The following is a 24864-nucleotide window of genomic DNA, read 5'->3' as shown; positions in this document are numbered from 1 at the left end:
CCCCGGCCAGCGAACTAAAAACTCGGGAGCCCTTGTTGCTACGGACGGAGATCCTAGGTACCGGCCGCACCTTGATCACCTGTAGGTCCGCCCCTCTCGCAAATCCGACTCGCAATCGTTATGGGGTGTCGTGTACACGAGCTGGGAATATCGACAAATCTCTGCCGAATCATGGTCGTGTTGACCCCATAGCCGCGATTTCCCGCACCGCTTCCCGTTCATCCCCTCCGAGGCCCGCTTCCGTGAATGATTCAACTCTCGTTGGTGTAGCGGGTGTAGAAGATTCGGCTGATGCGGGTGACGACTTCTTGACCTGTGACACTCGCCGGAACGCCGAGGTCCCCCGCGACAGATCGTGACCGATGGCGAAGGCGTCGAGGTCGGCCGAGAACCACCACTTCCCGTCCCGTTCCTGTTCCTGAATGCGCAACCTGCCTCGTACGACCAGAGGTTCGCCGATCGCCACCGATGCGGCGACATTTGCCGCCAAGGCACGCCAGGCCCGCACTGTATAAAAGCTCGTTCCGCTATCGATCCACTGCGCGCGCTCACGCTCCCAACGCCGCGCGGTCACCGCGAGCCGAAACCGCACTACCGGGACACCCGCCGCCGTCTCCTTGTAGTCAGGCCGCGTCGCCGCATTACCCACCACCGTCAGTTCCGTCTCATTCATGTTGGTCTCCTTCGCCCACGCTTGCTCGGACTGGCACCTGGCACCTGGTCCCTGGTGTCCCTGGTGTCGGCCATAACTCGACTGATCCCCACGGCACTTCGCCCCGCGCGCCGGTGCGGTACGCGTGGCATATGGCACCCGCGGCTCGCGCGGCACCGCTTCCTTGAAGTGCTTCATCGGTCGCGTCCGCCGCGGGTGACTTCATAGTGAGCGGAAACCGAAAAGCCCGCTGGGCCCTGTGGACAGCGCGGTGGTTGGGGATAAGTCCCTCACCCGATCGGGTGCGCTGCCCGAAACATCGACGGCCGAACCGCAGCGCAACGCCAGCCCTTCCCCGGCGCCGAGCCGGCCAAGCCCGGCCCCGAGACGGCCGTCCCCGGCCCCGAGACGGCCAAGCCCGCCCCAGACCCCAGGGCGGTTCCAAAGTCTCGGTGCTCGTGAATCGGTGCAGGCCACGGCAGGACGGCGATGACTGGTCGGCTTGCCGGCTCAGCTTGGGACGCTGGTGGATCTGCGATGCCGGCGGGGAAGGCGTCACCCTTTTTTGAGCGTGCTGCTGATGGCCTGCGCGGCCGTGGTGGCTGGTGCTCGGTCCTTCGCGGCGATCGGGCAGTGGGCGCGAAGTGCCCCACAGGCCGCCCTCGCCCGACTCGGCGCCCGCACCGTCTCGGCATTCGGCGCCCGTCTCGCGCCGAGTATGGCGACGATCCACCGGCTCATCGACCAGGTCTGCTCCGGCGGCCTGGCCGACCTGCTGGAATGTGCCCCGGTCGGGGCGGACACCCTGGCGGTGGAAGGCAAGAGCGCCCGCGGTCCGCGCCACGGCGACACTCCGGCCGCACATCTGCTCGCGGCGAGCACCGGCACCGGCACCGGCACCGGTGCTGAGATGACCGTCACTTCCTAGCTGCGAGTACCGGCCAAGACGAACGAAATCACCTGCTTTGCCGCCCTGTTGGCCCCCTACAAGCTGACCGGCATGGTCGTCACTGCCGACGCCCTGCACACTCAGCGCGACCACGCGCGTTCCCTCGTCGAGGACAAAAAAGGGCACTACGCCTTCACCGTCGAGGGCAACGAGAAAGGCCTGCACCACCGGCTTCGCGCCCTACCCTGGACGAAGGCGAGTGCGAAGTTCTACGACCGCACCGAAGGCCACGGACGGCTGGAGACCCGGGTAGTGGCAAGCCCTGACCGACGCTGCCTTCCACGCGCTGCCTTCTACACGCCGCCCGAGGCCACCACGTACCGCTCCCGTACCTGCCGATAGCGCACCAGCTCCGCCAAAACCGCCTCAAGCACCCGCTCGCGTCCGCAGGCCGCCACCTCGTACCGCAGTCGCCGCTCCGCTTCGCGACCGTAGTTGCGAGCCGGACCGCGCGCCGCCAGGCCGCACAGCCACACCAGTGCCGGACCCATCACCCAGGCGCTCAGCAGCAGCACCGCCGGCGCCCACCAACTCCCGCTGGCCAAGCCCGTTACGGCGCTCAGCAACCAGAGCACTCCGATCACTTGTCCGACCAAGGAAGCCCCTTGTGCCGCGGTTGCCACCGACCACCACCGCGGTCGCCTGCTGAGCGCCCCGGCACGGCCAGGGGCCTTGGCCATCCGGTGCGCGACCTCCTCCACCACCTCGTCAAGGGCCTCGGCCAACCCCGCTGCCGTGGTCTGCGCCACCTCGCGCACCGCCTGCGCCCAGGGCCCTGGCAAACCCGTTGCGGCATCCTCTGCCATGGCCCGTACGGCCTGTTCCACGGCGGGCCTTGCCACGGTCTGCGAGGCCGCGACGGCGGGCCGTGCCGGGCGCCCGACCGGCGGCCCATCCGCGCGCCCCCGAGGTACCTCGGGCAGCGCCGGACCCGAACGCACCACGGGCACCGAAGGTGCGCCCTGCGCGGAAGCACCACTGCGGCACATCTTTGCCAAGGGGCCGCCCCCCAAGGGAGGTTTGTCTGAGACCGCATCCATCAAGGGTGTGTCCACCGCGCGCGCAGCCCCGGGCGTCGCATCCGCAAGGGGCCTACCAAACGGGGCAACGTCTGACCCGACCGGCCGCGCCGACCGCTGCCCAACAGCCGGATCGGCCGCGTCCGCCGGGCACTCATCGGCCCACGTCACGCCGCCCGCACGCTCCGCGCTCCCCATACGCTCCGTGTTCCCCGCACGCTCCGTAAGCGCTACACGCCGCATCCAGCGCGCTCCCGCCACGGGCACTCCCAGCCCCGCCCTCATGGCAGGCTCCCCAACCTCCGTCCAACCCGCACGTCTGCTCTCCGCCGCACCACCCGCCGCACCACCCGCCGCAGCCGCACCCGCAGCAGCCGCCTCGGCCCGGGCGGCGACCGAAAGCCCTCCCGATCCGGCGGCGGAAAAGAGCGGCGCGGGCCGCTCAGCAGCCGCTGGCACTCCCACAGCCGCCATCCCGCCGGCACCGGCAGCTCCGCCCCACCCGGCCCAGTCCGCCCCCGCGTACGGCCGCCCCACACGCACCGCGGCCAGGTTCGAGAGCGCCGGCCATGACCACCCGGACCGAAACAGCGTCCGCCCGAAAAGCGCCCCGTCCGCGCGGCGCTCGGACAGCCGAGACCACGGCGTCCCGCAGGCACGCGCCGCCTCGCGCAGCCAGGCGCGTTCCGCGGCCTGCCCGAGCGCCACCGCGCCCGCGGCGTCCGCAAGCCGATCCTCGAAATCCTCGCAGGCCCGCTCGCTCAGCCCGGTGCGCCCCTCTGCCATGTATGACGGGCGCAGTCGCGCCGTGGCTCCGTCCACGTCTGCGGTGAGCCGCAACTCGGCAGCGGCGCACTCGGTCGCGAAGTGCCCCAGCGTTTCCCGTAGCTCCCCGACCCCTTCGCCGGTCAGCGCCGACAGGGCCAGCACCGTCGCTCCGGGTTCGCCGTGTTCGCCCAGTGCGAGGCCGTCCTCGTCGAGTAGTCGCCGCAGGTCGTCGAGCACCTGGTCAGCGGCGTCGCCTGGCAGCCGATCGATCTGGTTGAGTGCAATGACGGTCACCTCGGCATGGCCAGCCAGCGGGCGCAGATACCGTTCGTGCAGCACCGCATCGGCGTACTTCTCCGGGTCCACGACCCACACCACGGCGTCCACCAAGCCCAGCAGCCGATCCACCCGCGCCCGATGCCCCACGCTGACCGAATCATGGTCAGGCAGGTCGAGGAGTACGAGACCGGCGAGCACCGGGTCGTAGGGCCGGGCCGGGCGGTGTCGGTCGGCGGGCGGGATGCCGAGCCGGTCGAGCAGTCCATCGGCGTAGTCGGTCCAGGAGCAGGCCAGCGGTGCGCTGGTCGTGGGCCGTTGAATGCCGGCCTCCGCAAGCGGCGCCCCGACCAGCGCGTTGAACAGCGTGGATTTCCCGCTCCCGGTCGAACCCGCGAGGGCGACAACCGTGTGCCCGTGCGAATACCGGTCTCGCGCCGCCGCCTCGTCGAGCACCCGCCCCGCCTCGGCGAGGGCCCGCCCATCGAGTCGGCTACGGGACAACCTGACCAACTCCCGCAACGCGTCAAGCCGAGACCGCAAGACCCCCGCTCCCTGACCGCCGCGCGCATCGCCGCCGGCACCACCTCCCCAGCCGTACGCAACCGAGTTCCGCGAGCTCCTCCCGTACGCCCCACCGTCTCGGCCGTACGCCAAGGAATCGAAGTCATGCCCCGCTTGCCCACCGCCCTCGGGGCTTACGGCCCACGCCAGGGCGTACGCGTCGAAGCCGTCACTATCGTCAACGGCAAACCCACCACCCACCGGAGCGCCGCACCCATGGCCAGCGCCCCCGCGTACGAAATCGCCGCCACGTACGCGATCAACCCCCCGTGCGGGATCATTCCCAAGCGCGGAAGCACCGCTGTCAGTGAAAGCCCCATCGCGCGCCCCCGCACGGGCGTGCGCGCCCACCCCCTGACCCGCAGCGCCCACAGCTCCCTCGTCAGCCTCGTTGCTCAAAGGAGCCTCCGCAGGGGCATTCGCACCCCCGCCCCCAAAGCCATCGCGCCACATCGGAACGACACTCTCCGCACCGGCGGGCGTCACTCCGGGCTCTTCCTCCTCCAGCGCACTGCCCTGGCACGCGCTCGTCCCCGCCTGCCCTACGGGCACGCCTGCGGTGGACGCCGCGGACCCCACGGCCATCGCAGACTGCGTGGAGTCGGACGCCTCGCGGTCCGCGTCGTTTTGGGGGTGCGCCTCGTCAGTGCCCTCGTCGCTGTACGCCCCTGGTGACCCGGGCGGCGCAGAATTCTCGTACGTGCCAACGATTCTGGACGCCCGGCGGGCGATCAGTCCGTCATCCCAGGAGTGGCGCGTGCGTGCGGTCCGCGTCTCAGAAACCGTGCCAGTGTCCGGCGCGTCAGGCGACGACGCCTCGGTCTCACCCACCTCGTCTGCGCCGGCTACTTCGCGCCAGCCACCGGCCGTCTGGGCGACGGCCCCATCGCCCCCATCAGCGTTCTCGGTAGACAGGGGACTGCCTTCGGCCTCCGGGTCGGGCTGCACGGTCTTCACCTCGGTCACCTCTCCTTCCGCTCAAGCTCGTGTGGTGCCATGGGCCACCCAGCCGGCCGGGTGTGTTCCTTGCGCAGCACGGACAGCGCGGCGATCAACTCGGCTTGTTGCTGCGGGATGACGTCGAGCGCGTCCAGCGGGGCGAGCGTGCGCTCGCGTTCGGCGTCCAGTGCGCGCCGTACGCAGTCCTCCAACAGCCGGCCGCCGCCGTCCCTGATCCGTAGCGCACCGTGCACGCCAAGCGTCTCCGCGAGCGTTTCGCCGGCCGTGCGGGAGCGACGGCCGCCGAGCAGCGCCGCGGCCAGCAGGGCCGCGATCGCCTCCGGCTCGTGCGGCACAGGCCGCTCGGCGGCTCGCGACTCCTCTTCTGCCAGCTCCTCGGTGCAGCGCCGCCAGTGGCGTACCACCACGCCGATCCGGCCAGCCGCGCCGGCCATATCGGGCCGCGCAAGCCCGGCCTCCGCCGCCGGGGCATGGCTGCTCGCTGCGGCGATCCGCTCATCGGCGCCGGCAACAGCGCAGCACAGCAGGGTGGTGAGGGACACGGTGAGCGCATCGAGGAGTTCGCTGGGATCGCTGTCGTGCGGGTAGCAGCGCCAGTGCGTGAGGGCGTCCCCCGCGAGTGGCGCACCTTGAGCGATGTCTCGCCGTGCGCGCTCCCCAGCCCTCACGTACGCGTCGTTCACCCGATGTACGAGCCGTACGGCGGCGGCGTGCTGGGCGGCGGCAGCGGCAGCCAGCGCGGGCATCTGGGTACGGAGCGAGGCGACGGCCCCATCGGCGGTGCGCGCGGCGGCTGCCGCACGGGCGGCGGGGTCCGCGGCCCGGTGCGCCAGCCAGTCACGGAGCGCGGCGACGGCGGAGGAGGGGAGTAGGCCACTGCCGCCACCGGCGGACTCGGGCAGTTCGGGGATGGTGAAGCGTGGTACGTCGCCGAGCCCGGCGCGGTCGAGCAATGCGGCGTACTTCCGGCTGACCTCCGCGGCTACCTGGTGAGGGACCCGGTCGAGCACGGTGAGGAGCGTGACGTCGTATTCCTTGGCGGTACGGAGCAGATGCCAGGGAACGGCATCGGCGTAGCGCGTGGCCGTTGTGACGAGTACCCAGATGTCGGCGGCGCAGATGAGCCGGGCGGCGAGTTCGCGGTTGTCGGCGACGAGGGAGTCGATATCGGGCGCGTCGAGCAAGGCGAGCCCCTGTGGCAGCGCTGGGTCCGTCTCCATGCGCAGCGAGTCCACGAGCGTGTCATAGGACTCACGGGGCGCATAGGCGGCATGTGTCGCATAGCCATCGAGTGCCTCAAGCGACTCATGGTGCTCGTACGTCCCGTAGACGCCATACGACTGGTGTTCCCCGGAGAGCGCGTACGCCCCACGACCGAGGCTGGCGCCGGCACCGCCAGCGGCACCCACGCCGGTGCCTGCACCGTAGGACTCGTACGGCCACTCATGCGGTCGTTCGCCCGACTCCCGGCCGCCCGACCCATGTGCCTCATACGGCTCATACGGCTCGTGCATCTCGTACGGTGCGAACGGCTCATGGGCCGGGCCGGTCGGCCCGTCCTGTACCGGCATCCATACGCGGGTGAGGTGCGGCAACACCCGGCGCCCGGAGAACCAGTGACGGTCGTCCGGGTGGCAGACGAGAACGGGTGTACGAGTCGTGGGGCGGAGCACACCGGCCTCGGTGACCCGCCGCCCGACGAGCGAATTGACGAGGGTGGACTTCCCCGCTCCGGTGGAGCCGCCGACGACCGCGAGCAGGGGGGCTTCGGGGGCGCTGAGGCGGGGCACCACGTAGTCGTCAAGCTGAGCGAGGAGCTCGGCGCGGTCGCGCCGAGCGCGCGCAGCGCCGGGAAGCGGAAGCGGAAAGCGTGTGGCGTCAACACGGTCACGCAGTGTGGACAGCGCGTCGAGCAGTCGGGGCCGTACGTCCAAGGTCGCCACATGGGAACAATGCCCAATTTTGCTTAGCTTTTGAAGCGTATACCCCTCTCTGCGCGCCGATGAGACCCACCCGGATCACCACACAAGGGACACGGGGGCGGTGTGAAGGCTGTGCCGCAGGCATAACGAGTGCACAACACCCGGTCCCTGAAGCGTGAAAAACCGTGCAGGATTCGCACCTGCCTGCGATTATCGGCATCGCTTCACGGAACCTCCACAACGTGCCACGGAGGTGAAGCAACCGGGTTGAGGCGTCCGGAGCCCTATCCTTATCCCGGCAACGGCACGGTTCCGCCCCGCTCGGCCGTCGGCACAACGGCCAACGGTCGGAAGCGCAGGCGCCTGGGGCTTCAGTGGCCGTTCGCGGCCACGACCGGCCCCCGTAGCTCAGTGGATAGAGCAGGCGCCTTCTAAGCGCTTGGCCGCAGGTTCGAGTCCTGCCGGGGGCACCACCGAAAGACATCCCCGATGGGAGTGCTTTCCACAGGTCAGGGCAGGATTTTCCGGGGACGGCCTAGCCCCGGACCCTCCCCCGATGATCAAGGCAAAGTCCGGGGCCGTACGGCTGTCACAGGGGTTCTGCGGGTGGCTGTGCCGAATACGTGCCGAAGTTTTTCGCTGTCCCGTCAGCCTGTGGGCGGCGGTTCAGAGAGCCCCCTTCAGTGCAGGTCTCCCATCCACATCCTCCGCCCCACCTCGTCGAGCTCGGCCCGCCGGGCCGCGTACTCGGGCAAGGCGAGGCCCAAAAGCCGCCAGAAGGCATCCCCGTGGTCCGGAACCCTGACGTGTGCGAGTTCGTGCGCGATGACGTAGTCGACCAGGTGCATGGGCAGCTGGAAGAGCGGCCAGCCCAAGGCCATCAGTCCCGGCCCGCCCCCGCGCGCATCTGGCCGGTACGACCCCCAGCGGTCTCGGAGGTCGCGCACCTCCAGCTCCGGTTCGGCCACCGCCATGCGAGCCGCCCATGGCTGGAACCGGTTGACGGCCCAGGCGCGGCCGACCCGGGCGTACCAGTCGACGAGGGCCGCCCGCCCCGCCGGCGGATGCTCGGCGAGGTGCTCGCCCATCACGAGCCGCCCGGCCATCAACCGCACCCGGCCGTCCTCGGAGGGGCCGTCGGAGATCGCCAGTCGGTAGGTCCTGCCCAGGTAGCGGAATACCTCGCCGTCGGCCAGTTGCTTGGCCGGGTGCAGGGACCTGGTCCGCTCCCGCTCGCCGAGCTTCGTCACCAGCCAACGGCGGTGAGCCCGGACGAAGTCCTCGGCCTCCTCCGCCGTGCGGCCCGGCGGAGTGTGCAGGGTCAGGGTGGCGTCGGGCTCCACGGTCAGCGCGAACCGCTTGCGCAGGGGGTGGGCACGGACCCGCAGTGAGAACCCGTCGACGTCGATCGACGCGCCCCCCGGGAGGGAAACGTCTGCCAGGGTGTCCCATCTGCTGTCGGCGTGCTTCTCGGCGGGTGCGGTCACCCGCCTATTCTCCTCTCGCCCTGCCCAGGAACTGGCGGCGGTTGTCGTTCGCAAAGGAGGCGAGTCGCTCGGCCATCGCGTTCAGCGGAGCCCAGTCCTTGCCCGTGGGCCGGAGCCCGCTCGCCAGCAGCCTTCCCTGGATGACCCCGGCCAAGGTGGATAGGTCCTGGCTCTGCCCCTGGTAGGACACCTTCACCATCGTCTCGGCCGCCACGTCGCACAGCTGACCGACGAGCGGACGGATGCTGTCCTCGGTGTTCCGGACCTCACTGCTGTCCGCCATGAGCTGGACCAGCAGGCGGTAGGTTCTCTGCTCCAGCGGGCTGAGGCCGGCGACCTCCGGGTCCTCCTCGTGCTCCTGCCTGGCTTCCTCGATCAGGCGTGCGAACCTCTCGGCCTGCTCCTCGAACCGGTCGGGGGTCGTCCGGAGGATTTCCTCAACGCGTTCCGACAGGCGCTGGTACTTCTCCGGGTCCTCCCGCCTGACCCGCTCCTCCAGGTGGAACCGCAGCGCGTGCCCCATCTCGGCCGCCGCCTCGCGGGGCGGCAGGGCGCGCACCGCGTCGTCGAAGCCGTCCGCGGTGATCCAGACGGGCGGGATCGCCTCCTCGATCTCCGGCCCCTCCAGGTGCTCGGCGATCATGGCCCGGACCTTCCGGCCGTACCTGCGGAGGGTGAACGTGCCACCCTCGGCGTCCCGGAACAGGCGGCGCACGCGCTTCTGGAGCAGCCCCCAGTGCCGGGCGTCGTTCACATAGTCGAGGGCAGCCTCGTGCGGCAGTACGCGTTCCATCGTGTCCAGGAAGTCGTGCAGTGCCGTGTCGAACGCGAGCCGGGTGTCCTCGTCCTCGAACCGGTCCAGGGCGGCACGCAGCCGCACCGGGTCGGTCAGGTCGGCGTCCGTGACACCGAGGTCCCGGAGGAGGTCGCGCACGGCGGCGGCGGCGGGTTCGAGACCTTCGATCTCCACCGACATGCTGCGCATCGTGTCGTGCTGGTCGGCCTCCCGGTATCCGGCCAGCGCCTTGTTCAGATGGCCGAAGACGCCGTAGTAGTCGACGACGTAACCGATCTCCTTGCCCGGGTGCGGCCGATTGACGCGGGCGACGGCCTGGAGCAGTTCGGCGCCGCGGATCGGGCGGTCCAGGTAGAGGACCTGCTCGCGAGGGGCGTCGAAGCCGGTGAGCAGCATCGACTTCACGATCAGCATCGCGATGGGGCTGTCGGGGTGCACCGGTTCGGGCACGGCCCCCCGCCGCCGGGACGCATGGGGCTCTGTGACGGCGTGGGACCAGGGATGGTCCGCGTTCCGGTCGGCGGCCTCCGCTTCGGGGGTCGAGGCCGGCGGAGTCACCGCCGTCGCCGGGGCCCACACCGAATCGGGGGGCAGCAGCGGGAACCCCTTCTGGAAGCGCGCGATGTACGCCTCCTGCCGCCTGGAGACGGTCCACTCCGCCCACTGGCCGTGCTTGCTGCCGGTGCTCGGCGAGATGACGGGCACGAAGTCGATCCGGCGCAGCAGGGCCCGGAACTGGTGGGCCTGGTGGAGATAGCGCAGCCGGCCCTCCAATCTCTCAGGCGGAGTGCCGGCGACCGACTCGGGGTCGTAGCCGTCCAGTTCCTCCAGGAGCCGGTCGCGGGCCGCCCGCAGAGCATTGGTGGTACTCCACGGCAGCCTTCCGGCTGACGGCCGCGACCTGTGCCTTAAAGCCGCCGGGCAGCACGGTGGTCACCCAGTGCTCCAGCATGTCCTCGGCCTTGGCCGCGACCATCGGCTCGGACTCGGCGACGTCGCTTCCGGTGGGCCACCGTTTCAGCAGCGCGGCCTTCTCCTCCGGCGTGCGGTCGCGGACCAGGTCGTCGAACCGGCGGTCGAGGCTCGTCCCGTCCTTGACCTCTCCCTCCCCGGTGCGCCCCTCGTAACGGATGCGGACGACGACCTCGTCGTGCTCGGCGTCCTCCATCCGGTACTCGTCCAGGAAGCCGCGCGGAGAGTCACCGCGCCCGAAGATCCGGCGGGTGTCCTCCTCCCGCCCGGTGGTGATGGGCGTTCCGGTGAACCCGATCTTCGCCGCGTTCGGGACGGCCTTGCGCAGAGCGGCGTGCAGCACGCTGGTGTGCGAGCGGTGCGCCTCGTCGACCAGGACGAGGATGGCGGGGGACGTGTTGCACTCCGGGAAGTTCGGCACGGGCGGCGCCACCTCGGCGCGCGTACCGGCGCGGGTCCGCTCGGCCTCCGCGTACTCCTCCGCCAGGTCGCGGCCGTCCTCGTCCTGATCGGCGTCCCCGGAGAAGGTGAGCCCGACCCCGTACTTCTGGATCATCCCGAAGACGACCCGCCGGCCGCCCGCGCGCAGCAGGCCCTCCAGTTCAGTGCGGGTGTCGGCCGTCACGACGTCGGACCCGCTGGTCTCCAGGGCCTCGGTGAGCTGCGTCTGCAACTGGGTGCGGTCGGTGACGACCACGACAGTGAACTCGCTCAGCCTCGGGTGCGCGTGGACCCGCCGGACTAGAAAGGTCATGGTCAGGCTCTTGCCGGAGCCCTGGGTGTGCCAGATGACGCCGCCGCGCTCGTCCTCGGTCATCGGCCCGCTCCGGGCCCGCCCGTCGAGCAACCGCCGTACGGCCTTCTCGGCGGCCCGGTACTGCTGGTGGCGGGCGACGGCCTTGACGGTCAGCGTGGCGCCCGAGTCGGTCACGATGGGCAGCTCGATCACGTAGTGCCGCACGATGTTGAGCAGCGCCACGGGGCGCAGCACCACGCCCACCAGCTTCTGCTGCTCGCCGAGTGCGGCCGGCGCGGGCCCGTCGGCGTCCGGCACGAGCCCCGCCGTGAGGAGTTCACGCCGTAGGGTGCCGCTGTCCTCGGGCTCGACGCTGCGCCAGGAGTGGAAGTGCTCGGGGCCGGAGGTGACCGTCCCCAGGTGGGCGGTCTCACCGGTCGCCGCGACGAGCAGCTGCACGGTGCGGAAGAGCTCGGGTACGCCAGCGGGCCGGGTGGGCCCCTCCCCCGGACGGGCCCGCGCTCCCTCCTCCTTGACCGAGTTGCCCGCGTAGTGCCGAAGATCGAGAACGGCCTCGCGGACGGGCTCGGCGAGGTCGGGACTCTTGCACTCCACGGCGACGAGCGGGATGCCGTTCACGAAGAGGACGACGTCCAGGACGGAGTCCTTGCCCGCGCGGTTCCTGACCCGGAGCTGGTCGATCACGGTGAAGTCGTTGAGACCGAGCCGGTCAGGGTGCCACTCGATGTACTGCACCGTGGCCGACGCCCCGCCGTGTCCGGCGGAGGGCTTGCTCAGCACTAGTCCGCTGAGCAGCAGCCCGGTGGCCGCCAGGTTGGCCTTGACGACCCCCTCGCCGAGCGGCACGCGGGCGAGTGCCGTGATGGCGCGGTCGACGTCGCTCGCGCCCATCCAGGACACGCCGTCCAGGGGCCGGGTGTTGATCCGGCGCAAGGCCGATTCGAGCAGGTCGGCGAGCAGGGGCGTTTCGACGTCGAGGGTGCCGATCTCGCGGCCCGGCCGGTGCGTCCACCCCATCGCCTTGAGCTGCGCGACCAGCGGCCGCTCTACCTCGTCACGCTCCACCTGCATCACCACGAACTCGCGCCTCTCCCCATACGTCCCCTGGAGATCCATTCTGCGCGGCGAGATGGGGGAGCGCGAGGAGTACGGGAGGGAGATCGGTGAACAGGGTTGCAAATGTAACGAATTGCGGTATTACGTCCACGCGGACGCTTGCTCTTGTCGGTGCTCGGCGGCGCTTCCGCGGGGGTCCCCGGCCTCCTTTTCTTCCCGCTCCGGAGCCGGAAGGCGGGCGCCCCTGCTGTGGCGATCCGGACGACGTCCCGCAGGGCCTCGGTCATCCGGTCGCGTTGCACGGAGGAGGCGCGGTTGTCGGCCAGCAGGTCGGCGGCGTGGGCGAGCAGCTCGGCGGCCATTTCGAGTTGAAGGCCCTCGACGGTGTCGGCGACGCGGGAGATGTATCCGGTGCCGTCACCCATGACGTAGCAGGACTTGCCCTCGAGCGTGGTCCAGGGCAGGAGCCGTCCCGCGTCCGTGGCCGACCGGGTCGTGTGCGTGGGGGTCCGTCCGGCGATCTGCCTTGCGCGGCCGGTCACGCGGCCACCTCCACGCCGTGGATGAAGCGGGGCCCGACGTCGACGCCGTGCACGGCGAGCCACAGCGCGCGCCGCGATGCACGGTGCCGTCGGGTTTCCGCTCGGCGTTCGCGCTCCTCGCGGGTAAGGAGGTAGGGCCGCACGAGCGGGCTGACCTCGCCGGGCAGCATGGACGTGTGCGCGCCGGCCTCGCGGCGTCCGGCACGGTCGGTCTCGCGCCCCTGCCGGGCGGCGACCGGACAGGGCGCGGTCCGCGCGAGCGGAGAACGGCGGCGGCCGGCAGGCGGCCACAGTAACCGCAGCAGCGGCAGGAGGAGGGTAGTAAGGTGCGATATGTCGTCAACTCCGTGTATCGATGGCCATGCCTCGGGCCGTGCCACCGACTGTCGCGTGGGCCTTCCGCGCGTCGGCGCCCTTCCGGCCGGCCATATGCACGCACATCGCTGTGTAGCGATCCACTCACAGAGTGAGACATGGCGGTCTGGGCTCGCCAGTGGTCGCAGGGCTACAGAACGCCTGTCACACGGGAGTTGACGATGGGTAACTCCTATGGGGAATGGCTGAAGATCCAGCGCGAGGCGGTCGGGCTGACCCAACAGAAGCGGGCGACCATGACGGTGATGACGCGTTCTCATATAGCCCACATCGAAGCGGGCCGTCGCGTCCCTTCCACAGAGGATGCGCGCCGACTCGACAACGCGCTGAACACGGGCGATGTCTTGAGTAGCTTCCTCCCCGACGGCGACACGGCAGTCGCCGACTACTTCGAGGCCGCTCGTCAGCTAGAACAACAGGCTTCGGTCATTCGGAAGTTCGCCTACGCGTTCGTTCCCGGCACCCTCCAGGCAGAGGGGTACGCCCGTGCAGTTTTGGGGCTTTGTACCCTCCAACGGATGAACAAGTATGTTGAACGGTCAAGGATTCTCGATACCCTCGCCGCGCCGGTGGTGTGGGGTCTCTTGGACGAGGCAGTGCTGCATTGCGCAGTCGGAGGGCCGAAGGTCATGGCGGAGCAGATCCGGCAACATGGTCGGCCTCGTAGACGCCAGCCGGGTGCTATTTTCCTGTGATGCCGTACCGGAAGGGCGCTTACCCTCTGCCGCAAAGCATGCTCAAACTGATGTGGATCGAGGGCCAGTCACCGATCGCTTATACGGAAGGGCTACAGATGGGCAGGCTCCACGACTCTCCGTCGATGGTCACCCGGCTCCAAGCCGTCTACGGTCTTGCCTGAGCGACGCACTGTCGCTGACCGAGTCACTCGCCCTTCTCCGAGCGACAGCGGAGGACTACGAACGCCATGACTGAGCGCAGCATCTCGGACAGCTCCGCGTGGGAGGGCTGGCGCAAGTCCTCATACAGCAAGACCGAGGGCGGCAGCTGCGTGGAGGTACCGGACGCCTTCCCGTCGGGCATCCTCGTCCGCGACTCTTAAGGCCCCGGAACGCCCGGCGGTCGTGTTCCCGGCGACGAGCTGGTCCGCCTTCGTCACAACCCTGCGGTCCGACGACTTCCCCGCCTAACGCTCTGCCCCCGTCTGTCCCACGACGGAATGCTTCTACGCCTCAGACCCCAGCCACGGAAAACGCAACCTGCCCGGATAGCAGGTCGTCCACTAGACCTCGTTTCAGCAGGCGCACTTTGGCAAGTTGATCGGCTTCCACCCTCAAGCTTTCGTCACATGACGCAACGGATGCCACGAGGGTTTGCTGATCGGACAGTGAAACAAGAGGAAATTCGAGGGCGCTGAAGCGCCCGCCGCCGAGGTGAGCAATACTGGTGGTCTGCTTGGCGATGGCCGCAAAAACGCCCGCTCTCAGCCAGTACTCAAAGACGATTTGAGCATACTCGGGCATCACTTTCTCACCACAGCGAAACCTGATCAAAGTATTCTGAAAAAAGAATGCACCAGGCGCTTCCCGGTAAATTGCGCTTCGCCCGACCAACTCCAAGCTTTGCCCTTCATTAAGCAGAATATCCCCGGGAACAAGCCCATACGCCGCACGCTCGGCCTTGGTGTAACCCATAGAGTTCACGTCAGAGTAATCGATATGCCCCGCGTAAACGTTCGCCACTCTCAGGTAGGGATACTGTTCCCCTGAGGCTCTGCTGTCGGGAGAGAGCTGCTTGCCCATACGGACCTCTCCGACCTCGCTGACAGGTGTCCACTGAGGCTTAATCTTTGCCATGAAGTCCAGCAGCACGCCTTGCCGCACGCTGCGCAGCTTGGCGATCGACGCCTCGATGCCGCGCTTCGCATCAGAGAGAACATTGATCAGCTCCACAATTCGTTGCTGCTCTCCCAAAGGCGGGATCAGGATCAGTTGGTTCAGATAATCCCTGAACTTGAGGTTCACCAGTCCCGTCGTCTGCTGCTGGTATTTCCAGATTTCTGGCGAACGGTACAGGCGTTCTAGCATGCAAGCCAAGTACCCAGGCAGAATTACATTCCGATCCGGCCGCATCGCCCGAAAGAAGTTGGAACAGGCGAAAACGATTTCGCTGTCTGCTCCGACGTGCAGAGCAACTCTGCCGACCGGCGTTCCGGGACCACCGCCTGATGCCTCTAGGAGCAGATCACCGACCCGAAGGCTTTTGCGGGAGATCTCTCGAGTGTTGAAGACCCGATGGGCTGGGCTGCGGTAATCAATTCGCCCATCAGAGTCGATATTAGTAGCTCGCAGCACCTGTACGTTCGAAGCCCGCGAATCGGTCGGGGAGTCTCCCCAGGCGCCGGCGAAAACGTCCGTCACCACGTCGGCCAGGCGAAATCTCTGCCACGTTTCAACCGACATAACCCAGCTCCTCCAGGAACCCGTCCAGCTTCGCCGTCGCCCGCTCGCGGACCTCGCGAATCTCGGCCAGCGAGACCGCGTACTTGCGCTCCCACGTCTCATAGGAGGTCGCCAACTCCCGCTGCCAGCGGACCACATGGCCGTTCAGCTTCGACGCGAGGTCGTCGCGGAGGAGGGCGAGGACGACGCGGCGCTCCTCGGCCGAATCCAGCGCCGCGCGCGCACGGACCAGGCGGGGCGGTTCCTCGCCCAGGGTGGGCGGGGCGCTCGGGTAGGGGAACCAGAAGTCCGCTTCCAGGCGCTTGGCCACCGCGCCCGCCTTCGCGCGGTCCGTCTTCACGACGGCGATCTCCGCCAACAGCTCCGCCAACTCCTCCACCGAGAGGGTGACTTCCTCGACATCGGCGTCGGGCTCCTCGCTGCCGGTGGCGTCGGCCTCGGTCTCTGAACCCGCCGAGCCACCCCCTGCCGCTGGCTCCTTCGGCAACCGCCCGTTAAGTTCCTTCCACTTCGCGTCGAGTTCCGCCTTGCGCGCGTTCGCTTCCTTCAGCTCCGTCAGGAAGTCGGGGGCGATCGCGGCGACGAGCTTGTGATCGTACGCCTGACGCCGCTCCGCGGCGGTTCGCTTGCGCTCTTTCTTGGTGCGCGGGTCCTGCTCGGGGGCGAGCAGGGTCTCGACGTTCTCCACCCAGCCGTCGATCACGCCCGCGAACCCGTTCTCCGACAGGGCGAGCAGGTCGTACTTGGCCTCGTGCCACCACCCGGCGACCGCTCCCGCGAGCGCGTACCGGTCGAGGAGACCGACCTGGGTGAGCCGGTCGACGAAGGAGCCCATCAGCGAGCCGCGCACCCGCATCAGCGCGGCCTTGCGCTCGGAGGCGGTGGACTCGGCGAGCAGCTCCGGTGTCGCGGCCACCGCTTCCAGGTGCTTCGCCTCCGCCGCCCACCACTCGGCGAACGCGGCCCGCAGCTCCTCTTCGCGCGGCCGGGCGAGCGCGCCCAGGTCAGGGCGGGCGTCGGCCGGCCAGAGGTCCAGGTAGTCGGCGTCGGCGGGCGACCGCTCCGCGAACAGGTCGCCCGCCCCGATCCCGTACGCGCCGAGCAGCTCGCCCTTCGCCTCGATCTCCGCGCGCGGCACCCCGCCCACCAGGTGCGCCTTGACGTCCTGCGGCTCGGGCGGCGGCGTGTTGTCCACGTAGCGGCGGATGTTGAGGTTGTCGCCGTTCTCGGCGAGTTCCTCGCGGGACACGATCCGCGAGAAGCCGAGCACCTCCGCGAACGTCCGGAACGTGGTCGTAATCTTCTCGGCGTGCTCGGGCAGCAGCACGTTCTGCGCCCGCTCGGCGTGGAACTCGCGGTCCGCGTTGATGAACAGGACCTTCCCCGCGCGCTCCGGCTCCCCCTCCGACCGGTCCCGGTCCTTGCAGCCCGGCGGGCGCAGCACCAGGATGCAGGCCGGGATGCCGGTGCCGTAGAAGAGGTTCGGAGCGAGGCCGATGACCGCCTCCACGGCGTCCTCGTCCAGCAGCTTCGTACGGATCTGCTGCTCGCCGCCGCCCCGGAACAGCACCCCGTGGGGCATGACGGTGATGACCATGCCGCCGCGCCCCTCCTTCTTGGTCTCCCAGAGCATGTGCTGGAGGAACATCAGGTCGGCCTTGCCGCGCTCGCTGGTCAGGCCGTAGTAGGTCCGCTCGGTCCTGTGCGCCACGTCCGTGGCCGTGTAGTCCATCGAGAACGGCGGGTTGCTGAGCACGCCGTCGAAGCGGTCCGCGTCCGAGGTCGGGACATGGGTCGGCCTGGCCAGCGTGTCGCCGGTAGTCAGGTCGAAGCGGCGTACGCCGTGCAGGACCATGTTCATCGTGGACATGATCCAGGAACCGCTGTTGGCGTCCTGGCCGGCGAAGAACATGTCGGAGGTGTCCCCGCCGTGCTCCTCCACGTACTCCGCGGCGTGGATGAGCATGCCGCCCGAGCCCACGCACGGGTCGTAGATCCGCATGCCCTGGGTGGGTGCGAGGAGTTCGACCATCATGCGCACCACCGCGCGCGGGGTGTAGAACTCGCCGCCCTTGCGGCCGGCCGAGTCAGCGAACTCTTTGATCAGGTACTCGTAGGCGGCGCCGATCAGGTCGGGGAACTCGAAGTCGTCCGTGCGCAGCCGGACCCGGCCGAAGTGCGCGATGAGGAGTTCCAGGCGCTTGTCGGCCAGCGTGGCCGTGTCCGCGGCCGCGCCGGAGCCGCCGATGCGGTTGAAGTCCAGGTGGTCGAAGAGACCCGTGAGCTTCTCGTTCTGGCCTTCGAGAAGTTGGAGGGCAGGGCGCAGCACGCTCTCGTTGATGTTGCGCGTGACGCCCGAGATCTTGTGCCACCTAGCCTTCTCGGGCACGAATAGCACGTCGCGTTCGCGGTACGGGGCCTCTTGCTCCAGAAAGGCGTCGAGCTCTTCGCCATCGAAGCCCCAGTCCCTTCTCGCCTGCTCCCCGATCCGCTCCCGGGCCGCCTCGAACTCGTCGTTGGCGCGCTTCAGGAAGAGCAGCCCGAAGATGTAGTCCTTGTACTCGGAGGCGTCCATCGTCCCCCGGAGGATGTCGGCTGCGGCGAACAGGTGCCGCTCCAACTGGGCGAGCGTGAGCTTGGCCACGTACGACTCCCTACGACCTGAGATGACGGTCCGACCCTATGGCCCGTCCCGCCTCATCCCGAAATCGCCGATGCCGGGAGCTCCTGGAAACACCGGGGAGCGTCCGTCAGGGCTCGCTGACGTAGCCGCTGAGTCCCAAGCCCTCTTCCACGAACACGTGCACGTCCGTGTAGGGGTCCCGGTGGATCCAGGACACGTGGTCACCGTGCTGGGCGTTCATCAGCAGGGCGTTCTTCCGGGCGGTCTCGTAGCGATCGAGGATCTGGTGGGGGAGGACCACCTTGATGTCGGCCGCATCCTGGGGATCGCGGCGGAACGGCAGTCGTTCGGTGGCCAGGCTGCACACCCCGGCGAAGGTTCCGCTGACGACCTTGTGATGCGCCAATCGCCACACCTCGAAGCACGGATGCGAATACGCCACCCGCACCCCGCCCTCGCGGGCCTGCTTCATCGCGGTCTCGATGCCGTCGTGGTCGTCCCGGTCGAAAACACACCACACCTCGGTCCGGAACCTCTCCGCGACCTTGTTCCGCCTGTCCTCACGGGCGGTCTCGCGCTTTAGCCGCACCGCCAGCGCGACGAGGTCCAGCGGTTTGCGATGTGAGCCCCGGTCCTCCTCGTTGGCCACATGCCACTCGACCTTGTGGTCCGGGTCCTTGGGCACCCCATGAGTCTTGAGGATGTCGAGGTAGCGGGGCTCGGTGACCTTCCCCTCGGTGAAGACGTGCACGATCTTGTGCCGCCGCCCCTTGCCGGGCCCCCTCCGTCCCAACGCGTCGTTTCCCCGCTGCGGACGCGCCATCAGCCCTGTCCCGCCCCTTCGTACGCCCCGGTCTCCCGCGCCGTCGCCAGCCGCCGCGCGATCTGCCCCTCGAGCAGGGACGGAACGCCGCCGAACGCCCCCGCAAGGTAGGACTGGGTGAGGTCCTCTTCCTCGCCCGGTTCCGCGTCCGTCAGCGGGTAGAGCTCGGTCGCCCCATCCTTGTTCTTTTGCGTCAGCCACACCTGCCCGGGCTCCAGCAGCCGCCCCCCGCTGGGGGTGGTCAGCATCGTCGCGTCGTGGGAGGTGAAGACGAGCTGCGCACCCCTGGGATTCGCGAGGGGGTCGTGGAAGAGCCGCACGACCTCGGCGGCGAACCGGGAGTGCAGGCTGGCGTCGAGCTCGTCGATGAGCAGCACCGCACCCTCGTCGAGGGCCAGCAGCAGCGGGCCGAGGAGGGCGAACCAGGAGCGGGTGCCGTAGGACTCCTCCGACCAGTCGAAGGCTACGTCCCCGCCAGCCGACCGGTGGGTCAGTTTCACCGCGCTCTTTTCCGGGCCCTCCTGCACGACGGAGGCCCCGGTGATGCCGAGGTCCGCGACCCTGAGCAGCTCCTGGATCCGCTGGGCGCGGTCCCCGGCGAGCTCCCGGGTGGTGAACGCCTCGCGCTGGAGGCGTTCGGCTTCCGGGTCGATCGACCACAGATTGCGTCGGAACCAGTGGAAGAGCGGGGAGAGCTGCGGATGGTTGTCCGTGCCGGCCGTGGAGAGCAGCAGGGCGTTCGGCCGGGTGCGGCGCACGAGTTGGGACCGGTCGCGGACCCGGCCGCCCGGCCACTTGTAGACCTCGGTCCGGGACGCGTCGCGGTCCAGCCACTCCTGGCGGCGGCCTCGCGGGTAGCTGTGCAGCCACTCGGACTCGACCTGATCGGAGCCGAGCTCGAAGCCGTACGTCCAGCGGACGGAGTCGATGACGATGTCGACCTCGAAGAAGGACGGTTCGTCCTCGCTCTTCGGGTTCAGTGCGAAGCTGTGGCGGGGGACACCCTCGTAGGACGCCCAGCGGGCGTAGGAGTTGAGCACCGCGTTCCGCATGTCGCCGAGGGCGCTGAGTACGTTCGACTTGCCGGAGGCGTTCGCGCCGAAGACGGCGAGGAGCGGGAAGACGGCCACGGTTCCGCCGCCCGCCAGCTCCACCGGGTTCGCCGACCCGTCGCCCCCGCTCTCGCCCTCGGGCGCGATGAAGGACAGTTCCTGTTCGTCGCGCAGGGACCGCACGTTCGCCACGCGGAATCTCAGCAGCACACCGTCCTCCTCTCCGCGCTCAGCGTAGTCGCGGCCTCTGACATCGGCCCGGCGGGTGGCACCTGGCCTGCAGTGCCGCCCCCGCGGACCGGAACATACCGTCTGGGGCGGCGCGGCGGGAGGGTTCGGGAGATCTTGGTCGTCTGTGCTCAGAGGTGGGTCGGGGTGAAGAGCTTCAGGACCGCCGGGAGGACGGCGACGGAGGGGCCGGGGGTGGCGGGGGACGACAGGGTGGCCGGGTTGCCGAAGGACTCGGCGAGGGCGGTGAAGTCGGGGTGGGCGAGTTCGGTATGGGTGGTGGCGCCGAGCGCGTCGGTCACGTACTCGCGCAGGACCCCGTAGCCGCCGTCGTCGACCCACAGGTCACCCGAACAGTCGAATCCCACATGCGTCCCACAAAACGCCTGACCATCTGTCAGCTGAGCGCTAAGTTGCAGGTCAAACGGGGTCTGAGCTATACGCAATGGGCGCCTCCTAAACGCTTGTCCGCAGGTTCGAGTCCTGCCCGGGGCACCATTTCTCTCAAGGGGCCGACGAGGTTCTCGGCTCGCTAGCGGAAGCGGGCAGCGCCGAAGCACCGCCGCACACCGGAACACTCGCCTCGGTCATTGACCGTCTGTCGGTGCTGACGTTGCGGATCTGGCACATCGGGCGAGCAGTTGGCGGGCCGGGAAGAACTGGCCCGCCGGCGCGTCCCCGCCCTCCACGGCCACAAGGAAGAACTCCGCGCCGCCCTCGACACGCTCGTTGCCGACGTAGTCACCGGGTGCCGACGTCTGCCCGACCGGCCCGGCCCAAGCTGTACGGCCGGGACGACGCCGCCCCCGCCGACAACAAGCTGAGTCAGCACCTGCGCCGAGTCATCGCCTTCGGCGGGCTGAGCAAGTGCGGCAAGAGCACCAGCGCCGAGCTTCGTTCAGCGCACGTGCGGCGCCCAGCGCCTGAGAAACGGCTCCCTGCTGCGGCAGGCGGCCTACTGGGAGGGACTCGCGGACCCGTACGCGCTGTCGGCTCGTCGGCAGGCCGAGTCGCTGCTCGGTGAGCTGAAGTTCTCCGCGGAAGCCCACGCGACACCCGGCTGTTCACCGCCGAGTCCGTCCACGACGACGCCTCGATCGCCGAGCTCAAGCAGCTCATGAGCGACACGCTCCACATCGTCTCGCCTAAGCCCCTACAGGTGCTGTGGTCCCACACACGTTCCGGTGACCGCAGGAGCGGCATCAATGCACATACCGCCCGCTAAGAGACCGGTTGGAGCGGACCAAGTACCCACAAATAAGTGGGTACTTGGCACCCCTCATCCGCCGGGAGAAGCTGGAGCAGAGCCCCCCGGGAGGACAGAAGGGAGCGACCCGGGCAGGTCAGGAGACGGACTCGGCCGGAACGAGGCGGTCGAGGCGCCGGTACCCCCAGTCAGCGACGGGTGCCAGCGCGGTGGCGAGGTCCTGACCGAAGGGGGTCAGGCTGTACTCGGTCCGCAACGGGAGCACGTCGTAGGTCTCGCGGTGGATGATGCCGTCCTCCTCCATCTCACGGAGGGCCTGCGTAAGGACCTTCTCGGTGAGCCCGGGCAGTTGGCGTCTCAGTGCGCCGGGGCGCTGCGGGCCTGCTTCGAGCAGCCACAGCAGCGACGTCTTCCACTTTCCGTCGATCACCGCGAACGCCGCGACGACTCCGCAGACGGTCGGGTCCTGGGCACGGCTACGGGGCATCATCTACGACCTGCTTCCATGCGGCTTGTTTCTGTATCCGCCTGTGTATGTATACGTAAGGGAGTTCAACCATGTCTGCCGTACCTGCTATTCCGTCCACACCGTCGTCGCAGTCGTCGGACGTCACCGTGATCGGGCTCGGCCCGATGGGACGGGCGCTCGCCGCCGCGTTTCTCAATGCCGGGCTCCGAGTAACCATATGGAACCGCACGGCGGGCCGAGATGCGGACCTGGTCACGCAAGGCGCCACCGGCGCCGCGACGGCCGCAGAGGCCGCGGCGGCAAGCCCGCTCACGGTCGTCTCACTGGTCAACTACGACGCCTCGGACGCCGTCCTGCGCGCCGAACCGGTCGCCACCGCGCTCAAAAACCGCGCTCTGGTGAACCTGACCGCCGACACCCCCGACCGCGCCCGCTCCACCGCCGACTGGGCGACCGCCCACGGAATCCGCTACCTCGATGGCGCCGTCATGACCCCGACCACCACCATCGGCACCCCGCACGGCGTCTTCATCGTCAGCGGCCCGGCCGACCTCCACGCCGAAGCCCGCCCCGTCCTCGCCGCCCTCGGCGGCACCCTCACCCATCTCGGCGAGGACATCGGCCGCGCTGCCGCCTACGACATGGCCCTCCTCGACATCTTCTGGACCGCCACATCCGGCTACGCCCATGCCATGGCCCTCGCCAAGGCCGAAGGCATCACCGCCCGCGAACTCGCCCCCTTTGCCCGAGGGATTGGGGCCATTCTGCCCGACCACTTCGCCGAGCTCGCCGACGACTTCGACGACGGCACCCACTCAGGCACCATCAATCCCATCACCTCGGCGGTCTCCTCCATGGCCCACATCGTCCACGCCGCCGAATCACACGGCATCGACTCCTCCGTCCTGCGCACCGCCGAAGGCCAGGTCCGCCGCGCCATCGCCCTCGGCCACGGCGAGGACGGCCCGTCCCGCATTGCGGAACTCATCGGCCGCCACTGAGGGTCAACCAACCAGTACGAGACTCACGGCTGGCGGCGCCTCATCCTCCCCGCCAGGGCCGAAGCCCGCCGACCAAGACGGCTGCGACGAAGGGTGCCCGCACGGGCATAGTGAGGACGACGGCCGGGCGGCGAGACCCTGCTAGGAGTCTCGGACGGGGACAAGACCGGGGATGCCGTGGGCCCTTTTGACGCAGTTCTCAACGTTCGTCGGATGAGTCGGTGTTGTACGGCAAGCGGCACGTCACGGGCCGAGTCAGGGTCCACACCCCGAAGTGAAAGCGCCGTCAACACGGCGGCCCCCGCCAGGCGTTGGCGGAAGTCGGTCGCTGCCTCCCGGGCTGGGCCGGGAGTACCGTTCTGAGTGTCTACTTCGGAACGAGGAGACCGGTATGCCCGAGCCCACTGACATCGGCACGCGCCTCTGCGACATCCGCAAGCGCCGGGGCCTGACGCAAGGTCAGTTATCCGACGCCTCCGGTGTCTCTCTTTCCCTGATCAGAAAGCTGGAGCAGCAGCAGGTAGACCGCACCCGGCTGGAGACGGCCCGGAAGCTGGCCGCGGCTCTCCGAATCCCCACCTCATGCCTGCTCGATCGCGGCAATGCCGACGCCGGGCAGCACGCCGAAGTCCCCTCGACATTGTGGCTGCCGGTGCGGCAGGCGGTGGAGTTGCCTCCGCCTAAGCTAGCCGACCAGCCGACCACAGCAGGCGTGCAAGCCGCCGTGGATGCCGTGAAGAGGAAGCTGAATTCGGACCACCTCGCGGAGGTGGCCACGCTGTTGCCGCACGCCCTTCATGATGCCGAGGGGCTCGGCGATGCTCCGGGCGGGCGAGTCGTGCAGGCGTACGCGCTTCAGCTCGCCGGGTCGGTGCTCACCCAAACGCATCAGTACGACGCTGCCGGAACCGCCCTTCGGCGCGCCCTGGCTGCCGCCGAGGACCAGCAGCGCAGCGCATCCATCGTCGGCACCATGTGCTGGCTGGCGATGCGGCAGGGCAGGTTGACTGAGGCCAGGGAGCTGGCAACAAAATGGGCGGACGAGGTGGAGCCGCATCGGCTGAGTCGAGCCAGTACGGAGGACCTCGCGGCGTGGGGTGGGCTGTTGCTTCACCTGTCCGCAGTGTGCATTCGGGACAACCGGCCCGAGGAGTCCGCCGACGCGCTGCAACTCGCGCGGGGGTTGGCGGTGATCACCGGTCGTGAGCTGTCGCTTGGTGCGCGGTTGAGTACGTGGGGTCCGCTGGCGGTTGCCTATAAGCGCGCCGAGCAGCACATGATCTTGGACCGCCCGGACATGGTGCTCAGGATCGGCAAGGACGTCGCCGCGCGGACCAGCCCTCAAGGGCAGGCGCAGACCGAGTACAACCGCCACCGGCTGGACGTGGCGGCTGCCCATAGCCGTATGCGGGATCACGGGCAGGCGGTCGAGGTGCTGGAAGATGTGCACGCTCGGGTGCCCGAGTGGTTGTCCCAGCAGAGGTACGCGCGGGACATCCTCGACGAGGTCGTCAAGCGACGGCGAACCCTGACGTCGGAGATGCGCAGGCTAGTGGATGCGGTGGGACTGTCGATGTAGGTGAGTGGCTGGTTACTCAAGGTGACGGCCTACGGCAGCGGCGCGGTCATCCAAGAGGACATCGGCCGTCAGATGACGTGGTTGATCGCACCGCACGCACCAGCCGTGCAACACCTGCGCGCAGACGACAGGTTCACCCTGACCCGGGACGACGGCAGCTTCCTGTTCGTCCCCAGCGTGACCCGGGACCACCTCGTATGGTGGCGCATCGCACCCGAGCCGGACCGGCTGCTCACCCCAGCGCCCCGCCTCGCCGACACCATCATCACCGCCGTGCTGTCGGCAACGCTGCAACCGACCACCCTGCCCTGCAAACGTGGCGCACCTCGACTTGATAGGCAAGTGAAGGCTTGCCTATTGTGTGGTC

Annotated in this window: 20 protein-coding genes, 1 tRNA gene and 2 pseudogenes; 8 read left to right on the top strand and 15 right to left on the bottom strand. The window is 68.9% G+C overall.

The genetic code is table 11. The annotated features are described in order from the left end of the window. Positions 1–169: 169 nt before the first annotated feature. Entirely contained in the window at positions 170–673 is a 504-nt protein-coding gene (locus FHS42_RS09700) for a single-stranded DNA-binding protein (protein ID WP_184571036.1), read from the bottom strand. A 505-nt stretch (positions 674–1178) separates the two neighbouring features. Here FHS42_RS09700 and FHS42_RS09695 point away from each other — a divergent pair. Next, complete coding sequence (locus tag FHS42_RS09695) at positions 1179–1580, top strand: transposase family protein (RefSeq protein ID WP_446696878.1); 402 nt, start codon at positions 1179–1181, stop codon at positions 1578–1580. Positions 1581–1628: 48 nt separating this feature from the next. After that, entirely contained in the window at positions 1629–1943 is a 315-nt protein-coding gene (locus tag FHS42_RS09690) for a hypothetical protein (protein WP_184571026.1), read from the top strand. A gap of 1307 nt (positions 1944–3250) precedes the next feature. Here FHS42_RS09690 and FHS42_RS36805 read toward each other — a convergent pair. Further along, positions 3251–4681, bottom strand: a pseudogene (locus FHS42_RS36805) (GTPase); the annotation flags it as partial. A 509-nt stretch (positions 4682–5190) separates the two neighbouring features. Then, entirely contained in the window at positions 5191–7131 is a 1941-nt protein-coding gene (locus FHS42_RS09680) for a dynamin family protein (RefSeq protein ID WP_184571025.1), read from the bottom strand. Positions 7132–7507: 376 nt separating this feature from the next. On the opposite strand from FHS42_RS09680, the gene FHS42_RS09675 reads away from it, so the two are divergent. Next, positions 7508–7583 (top strand) — tRNA-Arg (locus FHS42_RS09675). A gap of 207 nt (positions 7584–7790) precedes the next feature. Here the strand turns inward: FHS42_RS09675 and FHS42_RS09670 are convergent. Genes FHS42_RS09670 through FHS42_RS09655 form a run of 5 tightly spaced genes read right to left on the bottom strand, consistent with a single transcriptional unit; the run spans position 7791 to position 12890 of the window. Beyond that, a complete protein-coding gene (locus tag FHS42_RS09670) occupies positions 7791–8597 on the bottom strand; it encodes a M48 family metallopeptidase (protein WP_184571023.1) in 807 nt (268 codons plus the stop codon). Between the two features lie 4 nt (positions 8598–8601). Next, positions 8602–10167, bottom strand: a complete 1566-nt coding sequence (locus FHS42_RS36800) for a type I restriction enzyme subunit R domain-containing protein (protein WP_246494441.1) — start codon at positions 10165–10167, stop codon at positions 8602–8604. Between the two features lie 4 nt (positions 10168–10171). Further along, on the bottom strand, positions 10172–12193 hold the full coding sequence (locus FHS42_RS36795; RefSeq protein WP_246494485.1) for a type I restriction endonuclease: 2022 nt from the start codon (positions 12191–12193) through the stop codon (positions 10172–10174). Next, positions 12193–12720, bottom strand: coding sequence for a hypothetical protein (locus tag FHS42_RS38565; protein ID WP_312866805.1), 528 nt, complete (start codon positions 12718–12720; stop codon positions 12193–12195). Before FHS42_RS38565 ends, FHS42_RS36795 begins: the two co-directional genes overlap by 1 nt. After that, a complete protein-coding gene (locus tag FHS42_RS09655; RefSeq protein WP_184571020.1) occupies positions 12717–12890 on the bottom strand; it encodes a hypothetical protein in 174 nt (57 codons plus the stop codon). The genes FHS42_RS38565 and FHS42_RS09655 overlap by 4 nt, the downstream gene beginning before the upstream one ends. A 366-nt stretch (positions 12891–13256) precedes the next feature. Between FHS42_RS09655 and FHS42_RS09650 the strand changes: the two genes are divergently transcribed. From FHS42_RS09650 to FHS42_RS38560, 3 genes are all read left to right on the top strand, one after another. Then, positions 13257–13790 (top strand): Scr1 family TA system antitoxin-like transcriptional regulator, encoded by a 534-nt coding sequence (locus FHS42_RS09650; protein WP_246494440.1) that lies wholly within the window; start codon positions 13257–13259, stop codon positions 13788–13790. 38 nt (positions 13791–13828) lie between these two features. Further along, a complete protein-coding gene (locus FHS42_RS38155) occupies positions 13829–13954 on the top strand; it encodes a hypothetical protein (RefSeq protein ID WP_281392718.1) in 126 nt (41 codons plus the stop codon). Positions 13955–14020: 66 nt separating this feature from the next. After that, a complete protein-coding gene (locus FHS42_RS38560; RefSeq protein WP_312866804.1) occupies positions 14021–14155 on the top strand; it encodes a DUF397 domain-containing protein in 135 nt (44 codons plus the stop codon). A gap of 130 nt (positions 14156–14285) precedes the next feature. On the opposite strand, the gene FHS42_RS09640 is transcribed toward FHS42_RS38560, so the two are convergent. From FHS42_RS09640 to FHS42_RS09610, 7 genes and pseudogenes are all read right to left on the bottom strand, one after another. Continuing rightward, complete coding sequence (locus FHS42_RS09640) at positions 14286–15515, bottom strand: restriction endonuclease subunit S (RefSeq protein WP_184571018.1); 1230 nt, start codon at positions 15513–15515, stop codon at positions 14286–14288. Next, entirely contained in the window at positions 15505–18159 is a 2655-nt protein-coding gene (locus tag FHS42_RS09635; RefSeq protein WP_184571016.1) for an N-6 DNA methylase, read from the bottom strand. Before FHS42_RS09635 ends, FHS42_RS09640 begins: the two co-directional genes overlap by 11 nt. Before the next feature lie 106 nt (positions 18160–18265). Next, complete coding sequence (locus FHS42_RS09630) at positions 18266–18961, bottom strand: RloB family protein (RefSeq protein ID WP_184571007.1); 696 nt, start codon at positions 18959–18961, stop codon at positions 18266–18268. Further along, positions 18961–20223 (bottom strand): AAA family ATPase, encoded by a 1263-nt coding sequence (locus FHS42_RS09625; protein WP_184571005.1) that lies wholly within the window; start codon positions 20221–20223, stop codon positions 18961–18963. Before FHS42_RS09625 ends, FHS42_RS09630 begins: the two co-directional genes overlap by 1 nt. A 149-nt stretch (positions 20224–20372) precedes the next feature. Beyond that, a pseudogene (locus FHS42_RS09620) lies at positions 20373–20585 on the bottom strand (thiamine pyrophosphate-binding protein); the annotation flags it as partial. Between the two features lie 611 nt (positions 20586–21196). After that, positions 21197–21376: a hypothetical protein gene (locus FHS42_RS09615; protein WP_184571003.1), complete on the bottom strand. Its 180-nt coding sequence runs from the start codon at positions 21374–21376 to the stop codon at positions 21197–21199. 208 nt (positions 21377–21584) lie between these two features. Continuing rightward, positions 21585–21935, bottom strand: coding sequence for a winged helix-turn-helix transcriptional regulator (locus FHS42_RS09610; RefSeq protein WP_184571603.1), 351 nt, complete (start codon positions 21933–21935; stop codon positions 21585–21587). Between the two features lie 71 nt (positions 21936–22006). On the opposite strand from FHS42_RS09610, the gene FHS42_RS09605 reads away from it, so the two are divergent. Continuing rightward, positions 22007–22918, top strand: coding sequence for an NAD(P)-dependent oxidoreductase (locus FHS42_RS09605; protein ID WP_184571001.1), 912 nt, complete (start codon positions 22007–22009; stop codon positions 22916–22918). 391 nt (positions 22919–23309) lie between these two features. After that, a complete protein-coding gene (locus FHS42_RS09600) occupies positions 23310–24497 on the top strand; it encodes a helix-turn-helix domain-containing protein (protein ID WP_184570999.1) in 1188 nt (395 codons plus the stop codon). The last annotated feature ends 367 nt before the right edge of the window (positions 24498–24864 follow it).

It is taken from the genome of Streptomyces zagrosensis, assembly GCF_014203645.1.
GTDB classification, from domain to species: Bacteria; Actinomycetota; Actinomycetes; order Streptomycetales; family Streptomycetaceae; genus Streptomyces; species Streptomyces zagrosensis.
Note: the sequence above shows the minus strand (reverse complement) of the source record. Positions and strands in the feature narration are given on the sequence as shown.